Genomic DNA, 15,343 nt, shown 5'->3' with positions numbered 1-15,343 from the left:
CAACGTCAAAGGCGGGAACGATAGGTTTCGCTGGCTCGATCGAGCCCGACATGATGCATCGGATCGACGACCGTCGTCGTTCCCCAGCGGGTCTGCAGAACTTTAAGCTCGCGCATATAGCGTTCGAGGTGCGCCGGCGAGAAATCGGAGCCTCGCGACTTGCTTTCCAGATGAAAGAGCGTCGCTTGGGGCGCGTAGACGTTCCGCCAACCCGCTTGGCCGAGCTTCAGGCACAGGTCGACGTCGTTGTAGGCGATCGACAGGTGTTCCGCATCAAAGCCGCCGACCGCCTCGAACTTGCGCTTTTCCACCACGAGACAGGCACCGGTGACCGCGCTGGCATAATGTGCCGCGTGCGCCTGGGCGAAGTAGCCGGGATCGCCGGCCGGCAGCCCCCGATGCGCGTGGCCCGCCGCGTTGCCCAGGCCCATCACCACGCCGGCATGTTGGATGCTGTGATCGGCGTAGAGCAGCTTCGCGCCGACCGCACCGACGTTCGGACGGACGGCGTAGCGCATCATCTCCCCGAGCCAATCGCCCGCCGCGACTTGCGTGTCGTTGTTCAGGAAGCAGAGATACGCGCCTTGGGCATGAGCGGCGGCGACATTGTTGATGGCGGAGAAATTATACGCCATCGGACATGGCAAGACCGTCACGCGCGGATCGCGGACGATCTGCCTGAAATAGGCGTGTGTTTCCGGTTCAACGCTGCCGTTGTCGATGATGACGAGCGTGTAATTGTCGTACCGGGTATGTTCGAGAACGCTATCGACGCACGCGCTCAGCAAGTCACGGTGGTCGCGCGTCGGAACGAGGATCGTGACCGATGGTGCAGGATCGGGCGCCGGCCAGCTGACCGTGACGGTGGCGAACGGCCCGGCTGTGGCAGTGGCGCCCGTTCCCCGAAGATGGGCGGACACCGTGTCCACGCGCGCCGGCAGGGCATCGGCGCCGCCTTGTCGCCGAACATGGGCGACGATGTGCGGAACATGCACCACACCGGCATCGTCGCCGCTCGTCGCCGCGAGCAGCAAGGCGTAGGCCGGACATCCGGAGGATCGCACCGCTTCCGACATCGCGGCACGCGCGCACGCCGTCTCGATCGCGTACGAACGTGACGCGAAGTCCAGCGCGAGGATCATCTCCGCGTTCCACTCCGGCTTGAGCCACGGCGTCGAGCGGTGACCGAACCGGTTGATGCTGTCTTGATCGCCGTAGATCACCCCCGACCTCGGCGCCGCGCGGAATGCTTCGGCGAAACGGAACAGCGCGGTCGGCGCCAGTTCGGTCCCGATCGTCCAAGGCACGACGAGAGCGCCGACCGCGGCATCGAGCGCCAGGGCTAGGGCGTCGCCGGCGTCTTTCGCCCGGCACGTCACGGTCCGCACCCGGGGATGATCGTGGAGGACCGGCTTTCCCGTCTCTGCCGTCACGATCTCCCAACGATCGTAGCATTGTCGCTCGATCGAGGCGACGGCCGCGGCGAGCAGGGCCGGATCGGCACCGGCCGGCACCGGCATCAGGATCGAGACCAGCGGCGGGTCGGTCCAGGCCGCGACACTGTCGCGAGCACGCGTGATCACGCCGCCTTCGTCTTCCACCAACCGGATCAGCACATCGTAAGCGAATGGCGCCGACGCGGCCGCTTCTTGGAGCCAGTTGCCTGCGCGCACGCGCCGCCGGGTCACATACCAATAGGCGACGGCGATCGCCCGATGCGGACGCCACGCCAGGACGCGGAGGAACAGGCTCATCGATCGCTTCACGGTTCCGCCTGCCCTCCCGTCGCGAGGGAACGCATCGTCCCGCATCCATCGTCGTCGAAGGCGCAGCAGGGCAGCATGTATGGAGACCTACGACCGTGGTCATCGAGAAAAATGGTCATCATCGCTTGCAAGCGCACCACGAAAGACGTGATCATGCTCTTGCGCGCGTTGGGATGGTTGGAGATCAGTCTGTCCTTTTCAAGACGAGAATCGCCTGCGCATCAGAGGCACGGGGTATTATCTCGACGACTTGAAAGTATCGCGACCATTGCCGGCGAACATAGTCGTCGCTGTGGAACACGTTGCATCGATAGGGATCATCATTCCGGAAGTTCGACACGTGCCTGCCCGCAGGCAGTTCGGACAGTGCAGCAAGCTCGGGGCTGTGAGCCTCAAGAGCCGAGCGCAGTTCTGCACCCATGTCCTGCCATGTTGCCTCGTTGTGCGTCGTGACCAGTGCGAGACCGCCGATCTTCAACGTCCTGCGCAATTCCAGAAGCCAGTTTGTCTCCGTTTCGTCGATATGGGTGAAGACCGACATCGCTATGATGAGATCGAAGGTCTTGTCGTTGATCGGCAAAGTCGGCTGATACAGTCCCTGAAACAACCTCAACGCCGGTGGAAAGTTGAGCAGGTTCCATTCGACCGACGTTTGCTTGAAGTCGTTGGACCAGACTTTCCAGCCACCTTGATAATGGAAATGCCTGAACACTCTTCCGGTCGATCCGCCGAAATCCAGTATCGATCCATGCGAGATGCCGTGACGAAGTGCGATCTTGGATAAGCCAAGATATTCCGCATATCCGGAAACCCAGTAATGGAAGTCGTTTGCGCCATAACCTTCCCTGTTTTGAGAAGCCGGGATCGGTGCATCATCGAGCTTCAACGCATTGATGATCTCGTCAGCAGATGGCTTCAGTCCTCTTGCTTCAAACAAGGGAAACATGTGGTGATGTTCATAATCGATGAAATCGGCGGCGCGGGACACTGAAGGAGCCAGGGGCTCGGAGGCCGCGAACGGGTTCGCATAAGCGCTCAACCGGGCCAACTTGGCTTCCAGAGTATCCGTCATTGACTCACAAAACCCATCATAAGCTGGTCGGACGTCCCGAGCATCTTCCGTATCGCGGCAGGCGTCACTCCTTCAAGGCGATTTAGTGAGCCTGGCGATCGGGACCAGCGCGCACCGACGATGGCCCGAACCCGCCTACCCGCCGCCGGAGATCAGATCGGTTCCGGCGCCTTGGGGTCCGGCAGTGTCCGCCGCATCGCGGTCGTGGATCTGCATCGAAGCCGCACGCCGGCTGGTTTCAGACGAGCCATTGCCGCCTGCCGGGTTCGTTTGCCTCACGACGGATCAAGATGATAGGGCCGCCATTGCCAAAGACTTATCCGCAAGGCCCGTTTCTCCATGGTATTTCCCTCAATCCGGTGGTCCGGCTCACGACGTTGGGCTGCGAGCGGGTTGACGGTGCTTGCCGCCGGATGCGCGACCCTGCCGTCGAGCGGTCCCACCGGCCATGAAATCCAGAAATCGATCACCGACCCGAAGGAGGCCGGGCAGCTCCAGATCGTCGAGATCGCGGACGCGGCATCGCTTCCGGTCGCGACCGCCCGACGCGCCCTCCCGTTCTCCGAGAACGAGCCATCCCCGACGGACATGGTCGGTCCGGGCGACGTTCTCGACATCACGATCTACGAGGCCGGCATCGCGCTGTTCGGGGGCGGCAGCCGTATCCCGGGAGACGGGACGGGTTTCGACCCATCGGCCAAGGTCGAGAAACTGCCGCCCAACCGCGTCGACGATGGCGGTTACATCCAGCTGCCTTATACCGGCCGGCTGCGCGTGGCCGGACAAACCGTCAGCGAGATCGCGCGCCGGATCCGCACGGGCTATTCGGGCCTGTCGCAAAACCCTCAGGTCCTCGTCTCGATCCGGGAAGACATCACGAACAGCGTGATCGTCGGAGGAGAGGTGGGCAAGCCCGGGCGGCTCATCCTGTCGACCAACCGGGAATCACTGTCCGACGCGATCGCGCTGGCCGGCGGATATCGCGGCGACGCCAAGGACCTCGAGGTCCGCGTGACTCGCAAGGATGTCAACGGCGAGTTCCGGCTGAGCGACGTCCTGGCAGGATCCGAGCGGGATCTGCGCGTCGAGCCTGGCGACCGCATCCTTCTGTTGCGGGCACCACGGTCCTTCTCGGTCATGGGTGCGCCCGGCAGGGTCGAGCAGCTGGCCTTCAGCGGCTCCGCCATATCCCTGGCCGAGGCGATCGCCACCGCGGGAGGCGCGAACCCCAATCTCGGGGATCCCAAGGCGATCTTCATCTTCCGCGCCACCGCCGCAGAGAACGGTCAGCCGGTGAACACCGTGTACCACATCAACATGATGAGGACGGGCAGCTACTTCCTCGCCCAGCGTTTCGTGATGCGCGACAAGGATGTCCTCTATTTCGGCAACGCACAGGCCAACCAGCCGAGCAAGCTCATCCAGATCATCAGCCAGCTCTTCTCCCCGATCGTGGCGATCACCAGCGGCGTCAGCGCCCTGCGTTGAGGCCGTCCGGTTCTTCACGGTGGACAGTGAGGCAAGGACCGATGGAGGTGCCGGCCATCGGGACCGGAAACGATCCCGTTGGCCGATCCGGCGCGCCGTCGGCCCGGCGCGCGATACTGCCGCTGGCGTTGTCCGCATCGCCACACGACGCGCTCCGGGGCCTTGGATGGATCGTCCGCGGCAAGCGCGTGCGCGGCTGGAACCTGATCTACCGTGCCGCGTCGATCCACCCGGGTTATTATGAGTCCTGGGTGGCCAAGGCAGAAGGACGCATCATCCAACGTTTTTGCGCGGAGCGGGCACCGGCGTCGCGACCGCCGTCGATCGGTTGCCTCATCCTGGGCCCCGGCGTCGAACAGGCCAGGCGGACGCTGCGAAGCGTCCGTGCGAGCCTGGGACCCGCGGTGCCGGTCTGGACCAACGTCGCGATGCCTGTCGCCGATGGCGCGATGCCTGTCGCCGATGGCACGATGCAGATCGCCGACGGCTCCCCGCTTGGCGAGGGCCTGGCCGGTCCGGAACCCGACTGGCTCCTGCCGCTACGCGCCGGGGACACATTGTCTCCGGCATTGGGAGCCATACTCGCCCGCGTGGCACACGATCGCTCCAGGAACCCGGCTCTCGGTCCGGTCATCTTCTGGGATGAGGACCGGCTGCACGACGGTCGACGACGCGATCCCTGGGTGAAGCCCGGATATGATCCCATGCTGTTCGGCGATGGTGACGGGGTGATCGGTGCCGGACTGATCGCGATGCCCGCGATCCGTGCGGCTGCGAAGGAGTGTGCGACCCGCGCCGACCTGGCGGGGGTGACGGATGCCGTCGCAAGGATACTCGCCGTCGGCGATCTTGCCCCCCTCCACCTGCCGCTGATCCTCACCCACCGCTGCTTTGACGTCGGTGTGAACAGGCCTGTCGGGGACAAGCCATCAAGGGGCCGTCCCCTGCCGTCCGCGCCACCGGTCTGGCCGCACGTCTCGATCATCATACCCATGCGGGATCGGCCGGCCCTGCTGCGGTCGTGCCTGGCCGGACTGCGCATGCTGACCTACCCCGGACGGGTGACGATCACGGTCGTCGACAACGACAGCATCGAGGCGGAGACGCATGCGCTGCTGGCGCAACTCAAGCATGACGGCGCGGCGGACGTGCTTCCCTGCCCCGGCGCCTTCAATTTTGCCGCCATGATCAACCATGCCGTCGAGAACACGTCGGGCGACGTCCTCTGCCTGCTGAACAACGACGTCGAACCACGCGACGGCAGGTGGCTGGAAACCATGGTCCGCCACGCGGTCCAGGAGGAGATCGGAGCCGTCGGCGCGCGGCTCCTCTATGCCGACGGCACGATCCAGCACGCGGGCATCGCCATCGGCACCGGCGGAGCGGCCGGGCATGTCCAGAAAGGCATTAGCCCGGACGAGCCCCGCTTTCACCATTGGCATGCCCGCAGTCGTACCGTCTCGGCGGTCACCGCCGCCTGCATGGTCCTGGAGCGTTCGAAGTTCCAGGCCGCGGGCGGGATGGACGCCGCGACATGGGCGGTCGATTTCAACGATGTCGACCTATGCCTGAAACTCGTCGCATGCGGCATGCGCAACGTGCTCACGGTCGAGGCCACGCTCGTCCATCACGAGTCGCAGTCTCGCGGGACCAGGCGTTCCCCCGAAGCATCCGAACGCTTCGCGCGCGAACTGGAGGCGCTGCAATCCCGCTGGGCCACCCGAACATGGCAGGATCCCCACCACAGTGTGCGCTTCAGGCGGGAGGCCGAACAATGCATTCTGGCATTCTGACGCCGCGCCGCGCCAGGCGCGAGCCCGTCACCCCGGTCGTCGAATTGCCCGAGGTGACGCTCGTCGCCGCCACCAGCGTCGCCATGCCCCAGACGGTCAGGGCCATGGTGCTGTCGCTGGAACAGGCGCGCTTTGGTGCAGCGATCCTGTTCTGTCATCGACCACCGTCGGTCGGGACGCCCGCCTGCATCGTCTGGCGGCAGATCGAACCGATCGAGTCGCACGCAGCCTATTCGCGGTTCATGCTCCATGATCTGCGGCGTCACGTGGCGACGAGCCATGTCCTGTGCGTCCAATGGGACGGCTATGTCCTGGACGGGCGCAGATGGGATCCCGGTTTCCTGGACTATGACTATATCGGCGCTCCATGGCCGCAGTTCGGGGATGGCCATGTCGTGGGCAACGGCGGCTTCTCGCTGCGGTCACGACGCCTGTTGGACGCCTGCCACGCGCTCGGGATCGACGAGTCGCCCGAGGACGTCGCGATCTGCCGGACGCACCGTTCCACGCTCGAAAGCCGGTTCGCGATCCGCTTCGCCCCGGAAGACGTCGCTCGACGGTTCGCGTTCGAACGACACGCGTCGAGCGGCGACGAGTTCGGTTTCCATGGCGTGTTCAACCTGGCCGGGCTGGTCGATCCGCGACAGATGAACGACATCATCACCGATCTGGACCCGATGGTCCTCAACCGTCTCGAGCATCGCGAGTTGTTCCGCCTGGCGCTGCGACGGGGCAATCTGCGCCTCGCCTGGAAGGTCCTGCGGCGGCTCCGTCAGGGCGCGGACCGTCGCTAGACGATCGGCCGATCCGACGATGGCTCCTGCCGCGGGTGCGATGCCGCGATGGCGGGGCTGACGAGAGACCCCATGTGGCGGGCATGAGCTTCTCGTGCCGATCGTCATCCACGGTGCCGTCGCCGGTGTGGCCGATCCCGTGTCGGCATGGCCGGCCTGGCGAGCGCGATCCGTGCTCATAGACGTCAGCCGGCTGATCTGGCGGTGGTGGACGGGTCGCCTGCCCACCGGGATCGATCGCGTCTGCCTTGCCTATATGGCGCATTTCGGGCCCAAGGCGCGTGCGGTCATCCAGTGGAAGGGGCGGCGGATCGTCCTGACGGCCACGGACTCACAGCGACTGCTGGCCATCCTCCTCTCGGGCAACCCGGGATTTCGCGCGCGCCTGGTCATGGTGCTCGGCCGGGCGCTTCCGCGTGCGGTCGCGATCCGCCTTCAGCCTGGCGAGGTCTACCTGAACATCGGCCACACCGGTCTGGACGACCCCGGCCTGGGTCGTTGGGTGGAACGACACCGATTGCGTGCCATCTACCTCATTCACGACCTGATCCCGATCGAGACGCCGCAGTTCTGTCGCGCGGGCGAGGCCGAAAGGCATGTCCGCCGTATGTCGAATGCCCTGACGAGTGCCAGCGGCATCATCGTCAACTCGCAGGTCACTCTGGACGGGTTGCGCGACTTCGCGGACCGTCGACGCCTCCCTGTCCCGCCTGCGATCGTGGCATGGCTCGCCGGCGATGCCCTCCCCGCCGGTGCCACCCCACCACCGGCGGATCGTCCCTATTTCGTCACGATCGGCACGATCGAAGGGCGCAAGAACCACATCCTGCTGCTGCGCCTGTGGCAGCGGCTGATCGAGCGGATGGGGGACGGCGCGCCCCGGCTGCTGCTGGTCGGCCAGCGCGGCTGGGAAGCGGACGATGCGCTCGCGATTTTGGATGGCTGCGTCGCATTGCGGGGCATTGTGGTCGAGCTTGGCCGCTGCGGCGACGACGAGCTGGCCCGGCTGCTGACCGGCGCGCGGGCGCTGCTGATGCCGTCCTTCGCCGAAGGGTTCGGGATGCCGGTGATCGAGGCGCTGCACCTCGGCACCCCAGTGATCGCGTCGGACCTCGCGGTGTTCCGCGAGATCGCCGGCGACATCCCCACCTATCTGACGCCGTCCGACGGTGCGGGATGGGAACGCGCGGCCCTGGAGTTTTGCGGCGCCTCGCCCGACCGGCTGCGCCAGCTGGCGGCGCTGCGCGGGTATCACGCGCCCGACTGGCCCGGCCATCTCGCCCGTGTGGAGCGCTGGCTCGCGACCCTAGGCTGACGTCGGCGACGTCCGCGCGTCCGCTCCGATCAGCCGGCGCGCGGATTCGGTCACCAGCAGATCGATCCCCGCGTTGCTGAGGAACGCGCCATGGATCAGGCAGCGGTCGGCGAGCACGCGACTGAACGCCTCGTACACCGCCGGTTCCGGCGCGCGCGGAGCGGACCAGAAGCCGTCGAGCGGCTGAGCGTCGGTCAGCCCCGGAATATCGTACACCGCGCTGCCCAGTGCCTTCACCGGCTTGCCCGCGGCGAGCGCCAGCGTGCCGCTGGTGCTGTTGACCACCACCATCCCCAGCGATGCGGTCATCATGTCCGGCAGGTCGCCGCCCTCGACGAAGACGACGCGGGTCTCGACGCCAAGCGCGGTCGCCCGCGCCGTCACGACCGTGCGCCAGTCGTTGAGGCCGGAATCCAGCGGGTGCTCCTTGATGACCAGCGCGACGCCGGCGGGCGCTGCGCGCGCGAAGCTTTCCAGCACGACCTCGATCGCGCGGTGCATCGTGCCGAACGGCGAGTGGACGCGGATCTGATAGTCCGAGTTGAGCTGGAGCGGGAACAGGAAGAACGGCCGGTCGAAGGCATGCGCGGCCTCTTCGTGCACGCGGGCCGCGTCCTTCCTGCGCTGACGGAAGCGGCGCAGGAAGGTGATCCCTTCCCACACCGGATCGCGGTCGCGATGCGAGCGGTGGAACGGGAAGCGCCAATATTGGAGCACCACCTCGGCATAGTAGAAGAACGCAGCCCAGCCGCGTCCCGTGGCGAAGGAGGGTACGGGCGGATGCGCCGGCACCGGCGGCACGCCTGCGGCCTCGCGCCGGTACCAGTCGGGATCGCGCGGCAGCGTCGAATGGCCGTTGACGCCGCCCCGCTCCAGCGTGACCCAATCGGGCCGGATATATCCTTCCTCGAAGACATGGACCTGGACGCCGGCCGCCAGGGCCGCCGTGATCGCGGCGGCGTGCGCGGGTCGGCCGTCACCGAACACGACAAGGTCGGTGACGCGGTGACGCACCATGTAGCGTGCGACATGCGCCGGCCAGCCGCGCTCCAGCCCGCGATAGCCGTCGCCCTGAGGCCACGTCGCGCGATCGCCGCCGTTCAGGTTGATGCGGCGGACGCGCGGTCCGGCCGATGCCAGTGTCGCACCCAACCGGGGGAAGAACGACCCGTGCGGCCCCTGCAGGAACAGGAAGCAGCGCGCGGTCATGCTCGCGGAAGGATCAGACGCGGACATTGGCGATCGCGTCGCGGTCCGACAGCGCGAGCAGTAAGCCGATCGTGAAGGGCAGGATCGCGGGCACCAGCATCGCCGCCAGGACGATGCCGGCCGGCGCGCGCAGCCAGAGCGCGAGAAGCGAGAACATCCACAGCGCGACGTGGCCGGCATAGGCGCGGATGCTGACGAGCGTACGCCGGAACCGGCCGACCCGCTGCGCGAACAGCGTCCATGGCCCGGTCGCGGCGCCGTAACCCCACAGCCAGACGAGCAATCGGGGCGACGCCGCGTCCGCGCCGAGCACCACGCGCAGGCACAGGATTTCCGCGACGAGGATCACGGTGATCGGCACCGCCCCGCTAACGACCGCGATCGCGCGGGCCCGCCGCCGCCGGCCGCGATCCAGCGACTGCGCCGCCGCGTCGTCGATCATGACGATCAGCGCCTCCAGCGGGCGCGCCAGCACCGAGCAGAGCAACAGCGCGACGAGGCCCAGCGCGACCGGCGCCCAATCCTGCCGGACGACGAGGATCAGCCCGGCGGCGACGCTTCCGACGCTTAGCAGTGCCATGGGGATGGTGGCGAGGCCCATGGCGGTTCCCGTCACGTCGAACCCGAGCCTCAAACACCCTCTCCCACCCGGCCGGTACCGGTGCGCCGACGCTTCATACAGCCGGAAACCGCACCAACAACCGTCAGCGTCGCCGCCCAAGCAGCCGACCCTGCCAACGCCGCAGCCGCACGATCAGGCCCGGCGATCCCATCGCGCCATCCTCGATGCGCGCCACCAGCACCTCGGCGGGGCACGGCAGGCGGGTGACGGGATCGAGATAGCGCGGGTAGAGGATCAGCGTCGCGGCGACGAGCTCGTCGAGGCTCGCGTCCCGGCTGCGCCGGGCGGGCATGGGGCCCAGATCGCGGGTGAGGCCCCAGCCGGCGAAGAACGGCACGCCGTGACACGTCACCTCGCGCCCGCGCAGCAGCGCCTCGAACCCGGTCAGCGAGGTCAGGACGTGGACCGCGTCGACATGGCCGAGCAGCGCCGCCATGCTTCCTTCGCGCAGCACTCGGTCGGCATGGACGAGTGCGTCGGCATCGCGCAGTCCGCCCCGGCGATGGCCCGCATCGACGTCGGGGTGAGGACGGTACCAGATCTCCGCCTCGGGCTCCGCGGACCGCACGCGGCGCAACAGGTCGAGATTGCCCGTCACCTGTCCCCCGCCCAGCAGCACCGAGCGGTCGTCCTCGACCTGGCCCGGCACCAGCACCAGCCGGCGCCCGCGGCGCGGCGGAAGCGCCGGCTGGTCCCCCGCGCCGCCATATTTGCCGATCCCGCCTGCCACCAGCCGCGCGCGCAGCGCCGCAGCGCGCGCCAGCAGCGCAGGCGGAAAGTCGCCGCCCTCGATCAACCGCTCGAGCTCGCTCGGCCGCGCGGGATCGTAATGGATGCCGGACCGGTCGACCACGACCGACTGCGGCGGGACGAGGTTCGCGCCCAGCCCGACCGAGCGGACGAAGCCGTCCTCCACCTCGACCAGCGGCACCGCGCGCCGGCCTGCCTCCGCGAGCGTCGCGGCGGACACGCGCGAAGGCCAGATCGCGACCGCGCCGCCGGCACGCGCGGCATGACGGATCGCAGCCGGGCCGCGCAGGAAGCGTAGCGGCGTGGGCCGCGGTGCCCACAGGAAGCGGCGGATCGCCGCGCGCTTCCACCACGCCATGCCGGTCGCGGCGACGATATCGCGATCGGCGTCGATCTGCCGGCGCCACAGCGCCAGCAGTGCCACAGCCTGATCGATGCGACACTCCTCGCCGGTGAACGGGTCGCGATACCGGCAGCCGAGCAGATGCGCGGCGATCCGGTGCCGGCGATCGGCCTGGGTCTCGCCGGGGGCGCCGAACCGTCCGGACGACACGATCCGCACCGCGGCGCCCGCCAGCTCGCCGATCCCGGCCCATTCGTCGTCCCCCTGCGCGACCAGCGTCACGCCAGGCGCGAGCAGCGACCACGGGTTCGTCAGCTCCTTGAGGGAAGCGGGCACACGCAGCGCGTCCGCCGAAACGCCGCCAGGCTCGTGGCTGCGGGTGACACGCACCACGGTTGCGGCACGGACGCCAGCGGGCGCGGCCCAGAACGCGGCACCGACGCGCGCGTCCCGCACGATCCCCAGCACCGCCTCGACCCGTTCCTCCTCCAGCGTTGCCGGATCGAGCGGTGCGCCGCCGCCGCTGACCGCCGCGACCGCCGCGACCGCCACCGGCAGCCCGGGGAACGGGGGCGAGCGCAACAGGGGCTGGCGAACGGCGGTCATCGCTGCGCCTCGCCGGGTCGGCGATCCCAAGCGGCGATACGTGCAGCCCCATCCGCGACGACGATCCGCCCCCACGCGCCGGTCCGCAGCCTGCGCGAGGCGAGCGCGCTCGCCTGCCTGGCCAGCGCCGGATCGGCATGAAGCGCAAACCGTGCCGCGCCGTTGCTGGTCACGAGCAGCAGGTGCCCCCGCCCCGTCACCATCAGCGTGCGCCACGCCTCCAGCCGCGCCGGCGCGTCCACGGTCCAGCCCGGCGGGGCGGCCAGATCCTCGTTCCAGCGCGCCAGCGCCTCCGGCCCGATCCGGGCGAGCACGGCATCCTCGGATTGTCCCTCGTCGGGGCCGTGGTCGATCTCGGCGAGCCATGCGGCGGTCTCGATCGCGGAACCGGCCGGCAGCAGCCCCAGCATCAGCTCGGCGGTCGCCTGCGTTCGCCGCAATGGCGCGGCGAGCACGCGGTCGAAGGCGATGCGCTCCCCGGCGAACGCCGCGCCCAGCGCGCGCGCCTGCGCCTCGCCCGACGCGACCAGCGGCAGATCGGTGCGCGCGCCGATGCGGCGCGGCGGCTCGCCGGGGAAGAATGTATCGCCGTGGCGGACGATGGTCAGGATGGTCGGGGCGAGCGTGAGCGTCATGCGCCGAACGGATCGCCCAATCGCGCGATCAGCTCCTCGGCCAGCGCGACGTCGCGCGCGCTGTCGATCCCCGACATCGGGTGGCGCGGGGCCGGCACCTCCACCGTCGTCACATCGATGCCGTTCTCGAGGAAGCGGAGTTGCTCCAGCCCCTCGATCGCCTCGTAGATGCCCGGCGGCAGTGCCTCGAACCGCGCGAGCGCGTCCCGCCGATAGGCGTAGACGCCGAGGTGGCGATATATCGGCGACAGCGGGTCCCGCCCGCGCAGGGTCGCCTCGTCGCGGATCGCGGGCAGGATGGTCTTCGAGAACCACGCCGCATGCCCGTCGGCCAGCCGCGCGCAGGTGGTGCCGCTGAACGGTGACCCGGCCTTGTGCGCGCGCAGCGCGTCGAGCGCCTCCCAGTCCAGCCGGACCACAGGCGTCGCCACCCCTGCGGTCGAGCAGCGCAGGGCCTCGACCAGACGGGCGACCACCGCCGGGGGGACGAAGGGCGCATCGCCCTGCAGGTTGACGACGATCCCCGGCGCGCGTTCTCGCACGAGAGCGGCCGCATGGGCCCTGCCCGAGCCCGAGGCGATGGCCGCGTCCGTCATCACCGCCTCGCAACCCAGCGCTTGCGCGTGATCCGCGATCCGCCGGTCGTCGGTCGCGACGACCAGCTCGGCCCCGCCCGCCAGCGCGATCGCGCGCCGCCCGACGTCCACCACCCGTTCCAGCAACGTGCGCCCCGCGATCGTGACCAGCGGCTTGCCCGGCAGCCGCGTCGAGCCGAACCGCGCGGGGATGACGATCAGGTCCGGTGGGCGCCGGTCGGAGGCTGCCCCGTCAGCCGGTGCCGACACGCAGCACGTCGTGAAGGTGGACGATGCCCAGCAGGACCGTGCCGTCGCACACGAACAGCGTCGTCACCGCATGGTCGTTCATCAGCCGCAGCGCGTCCGACACCAGGGTCTGCGGGGGAACGGACAGCGGCTGGGGCGTCATCTGCTCCTTCACCAGCGCGTCCATGCGGCCAGCCGCGAAGCTGCGGCGCAGATCCCCGTCGGTGAAGATGCCCACCAGCAGACCGGCCCCGTCGACGACGGCGGTGCAGCCATAGCGTTTGCGGCTCATCTCCACTGTCGCTTCGGCCAGGGTCGCCTGGGCGGCGATGATCGGGATCGCCTCGCCCGTTCCCATCAGCTGCGCGACCGTCGCGAGCCGCGCGCCCAGCCGGCCGCCGGGATGGAGCCGGTGGAAATCCCCGAGGCTGAACCCGCGCCGATGGATCAGCGCGACCGCCAGCGCGTCACCCAGCGCCGCCTGCACGGTCGTCGAGGCGGTCGGTGCCAGCTGATGCGGGCAAGCCTCGCGCACCGCGGGCACCGGCAGGCAGATGTCGGCCGCCTGCCCCGCGGCGCTGTCGCCACGCGAGGTCATGACGATCAGGATCACGCCCAGCCGACGGGCGTGGTGGACGATCTCGGCGAGTTCGGGCGTCTCGCCGGACCAGCTGATCGCGAGCACCACATCGTCGCGGGTGATGATGCCAAGGTCGCCGTGGCTCGCCTCTCCGAGGTGGAGATAGGCGGCCGGGCTGCCGGTCGACATCAGCGTCGCCGCGACCTTCCGCGCGACGATCCCGCTCTTGCCGATGCCGGTCACGATCACGCGGCCGCGCGCCGCGAGGATCGCGTCGAACGCCTGGCCGAACGCCTCACGCAGCGGCGTATGCTCCAGCGCCTCCTCCAGCGCCGCGAGCGCATCGCGCTCGATACGGATCGTGTCCCGCGCCGACGTCATCACCACCGCCCGATCGGACGCATCGACGAGGACTGACCGGCTGTGGGGCACGAAGCGACTACCTGATGGGAAGGAGCGTGGCGCATAAACCTTCGGACCGATCTTTGCTATGTCCGCCGCTCGCGATAGGCGGGTGCCATATCCCGTTGTTGCCGAAAGCTAATTCCATGCACCTGTGCCAGCATTCCGTCGGGCCGGAGCATCCGCTGTTCGTGATCGCGGGACCATGCGTGATCGAGAGCGAGGCATCAGCGCTGTCGACGGCCGACACGCTGCGCGCGATCGCCGATCGATTGGGTATCCTGCTGATCTACAAGAGCTCGTTCGACAAGGCGAACCGCAGTTCGGGAGGCTCGTTCCGCGGGCCGGGGCTGGAGGAGGGGCTTCGGATCCTCGAGAAGGTGCGCGCCGGATCGGGGTTGCCGGTGCTGACGGACGTGCATGAACCCAGCCAGGTGAGCGCGGTCGCGCAAATCGCCGATGTGCTGCAGACCCCCGCGTTCCTCGCGCGGCAGACCGACTTCATCGCCGCCGTCGCCGCCTCGGGGAAGCCGGTCAACATCAAGAAGGCGCAGTTCATGGCGCCCGGAGACATGGTCCAGGTCGTCGCCAAGGCGCGCGCGGCGGCGCTTGCCGCAGGGTTGGAGCCCGACCGGTTCATGCTGTGCGAGCGCGGCGCCTCGTTCGGGTACAACAACCTCGTCTCCGACATGCGCTCGCTGCCGATCATGGCCGAGACCGGCTGCCCGGTGGTGTTCGACGCGACCCATTCCGTGCAACTGCCCGGCGCGGGCGGCGATCGATCGGGTGGCGAGCGGCAGTTCGTGCCGGTGCTGGCGCGCGCGGCCGTCGCCGCCGGGGTGGCGGGGCTGTTCGTCGAGACGCATCCCGATCCGGACCGGGCGCTGTCCGACGGCGCCAACAGCTGGCCGCTCGACAAGCTGCCCGCGCTGCTGGAACGGCTGGTCGCGATCGACGCGGTGGTTAAGGGTCTGTGAAGCAGGTCGCAACCGGCGCGACAGGGGGGAACGACCAGACGAGGATCAGGAGGAGACCCCCCCGCTCATCTGCAAGTTCGATCGTGGTGTAGCGGACATGCCGCAGCTGGATGCCCCGCGAGGGCACACGCTGCGGACCAATATCAACACCTTACGCGGGCTAACCG

Annotated in this window: 13 protein-coding genes; 5 read left to right on the top strand and 8 right to left on the bottom strand. The window is 68.5% G+C overall.

The genetic code is table 11. The features are described from left to right. Positions 1 to 5: 5 nt before the first annotated feature. A complete protein-coding gene (locus ACFE65_RS07645; protein WP_375381756.1) occupies positions 6 to 1,223 on the bottom strand; it encodes a glycosyltransferase family 2 protein in 1,218 nt (405 codons plus the stop codon). A gap of 727 nt (positions 1,224 to 1,950) precedes the next feature. Next, positions 1,951 to 2,838, bottom strand: coding sequence for a class I SAM-dependent methyltransferase (locus tag ACFE65_RS07640; RefSeq protein WP_375381755.1), 888 nt, complete (start codon positions 2,836 to 2,838; stop codon positions 1,951 to 1,953). A gap of 399 nt (positions 2,839 to 3,237) precedes the next feature. Between ACFE65_RS07640 and ACFE65_RS07635 the strand changes: the two genes are divergently transcribed. From ACFE65_RS07635 to ACFE65_RS07620, 4 genes are all read left to right on the top strand, one after another. Further along, positions 3,238 to 4,326: a polysaccharide biosynthesis/export family protein gene (locus tag ACFE65_RS07635; protein WP_375381806.1), complete on the top strand. Its 1,089-nt coding sequence runs from the start codon at positions 3,238 to 3,240 to the stop codon at positions 4,324 to 4,326. Positions 4,327 to 4,514: 188 nt separating this feature from the next. Continuing rightward, entirely contained in the window at positions 4,515 to 6,119 is a 1,605-nt protein-coding gene (locus ACFE65_RS07630) for a glycosyltransferase family 2 protein (RefSeq protein ID WP_375381754.1), read from the top strand. After that, positions 6,101 to 6,913 carry a DUF5672 family protein gene (locus tag ACFE65_RS07625; protein WP_375381753.1) on the top strand — a complete coding sequence of 271 codons (813 nt, stop codon included), beginning with the start codon at positions 6,101 to 6,103 and terminating at the stop codon, positions 6,911 to 6,913. The genes ACFE65_RS07630 and ACFE65_RS07625 overlap by 19 nt, the downstream gene beginning before the upstream one ends. Before the next feature lie 94 nt (positions 6,914 to 7,007). After that, the gene (locus ACFE65_RS07620) at positions 7,008 to 8,228 is read left to right on the top strand and encodes a glycosyltransferase family 4 protein (RefSeq protein WP_375381752.1); all 1,221 of its coding nucleotides are present in this window, start codon (positions 7,008 to 7,010) and stop codon (positions 8,226 to 8,228) included. Here ACFE65_RS07620 and ACFE65_RS07615 read toward each other — a convergent pair. The 6 genes from ACFE65_RS07615 to ACFE65_RS07590 form a co-directional block, all read right to left on the bottom strand. Next, positions 8,220 to 9,437: a capsule biosynthesis protein gene (locus ACFE65_RS07615; protein ID WP_375381751.1), complete on the bottom strand. Its 1,218-nt coding sequence runs from the start codon at positions 9,435 to 9,437 to the stop codon at positions 8,220 to 8,222. The genes ACFE65_RS07620 and ACFE65_RS07615 overlap by 9 nt on opposite strands. A 13-nt stretch (positions 9,438 to 9,450) precedes the next feature. Further along, positions 9,451 to 10,071 (bottom strand): hypothetical protein, encoded by a 621-nt coding sequence (locus tag ACFE65_RS07610; RefSeq protein WP_375381750.1) that lies wholly within the window; start codon positions 10,069 to 10,071, stop codon positions 9,451 to 9,453. 70 nt (positions 10,072 to 10,141) lie between these two features. Then, positions 10,142 to 11,758: a beta-3-deoxy-D-manno-oct-2-ulosonic acid transferase gene (locus ACFE65_RS07605; RefSeq protein ID WP_375381749.1), complete on the bottom strand. Its 1,617-nt coding sequence runs from the start codon at positions 11,756 to 11,758 to the stop codon at positions 10,142 to 10,144. After that, positions 11,755 to 12,393, bottom strand: coding sequence for a histidine phosphatase family protein (locus ACFE65_RS07600; protein WP_375381748.1), 639 nt, complete (start codon positions 12,391 to 12,393; stop codon positions 11,755 to 11,757). Before ACFE65_RS07600 ends, ACFE65_RS07605 begins: the two co-directional genes overlap by 4 nt. Next, positions 12,390 to 13,238, bottom strand: coding sequence for a 3-deoxy-manno-octulosonate cytidylyltransferase (locus ACFE65_RS07595; RefSeq protein ID WP_375381747.1), 849 nt, complete (start codon positions 13,236 to 13,238; stop codon positions 12,390 to 12,392). Before ACFE65_RS07595 ends, ACFE65_RS07600 begins: the two co-directional genes overlap by 4 nt. Further along, positions 13,222 to 14,178, bottom strand: a complete 957-nt coding sequence (locus ACFE65_RS07590) for an SIS domain-containing protein (RefSeq protein ID WP_375381805.1) — start codon at positions 14,176 to 14,178, stop codon at positions 13,222 to 13,224. The genes ACFE65_RS07595 and ACFE65_RS07590 overlap by 17 nt, the downstream gene beginning before the upstream one ends. Before the next feature lie 167 nt (positions 14,179 to 14,345). Between ACFE65_RS07590 and kdsA the strand changes: the two genes are divergently transcribed. Beyond that, on the top strand, positions 14,346 to 15,176 hold the full coding sequence (gene kdsA / locus ACFE65_RS07585) for a 3-deoxy-8-phosphooctulonate synthase (protein WP_375381746.1): 831 nt from the start codon (positions 14,346 to 14,348) through the stop codon (positions 15,174 to 15,176). Positions 15,177 to 15,343: the final 167 nt, after the last annotated feature.

Source organism: uncultured Sphingomonas sp., assembly GCF_964237335.1.
Lineage (GTDB): Bacteria > Pseudomonadota > Alphaproteobacteria > Sphingomonadales > Sphingomonadaceae > Sphingomonas.
The sequence above is the reverse complement of the archived record's forward strand: the minus strand, read 5'-3'. Positions and strand labels throughout refer to the sequence as shown.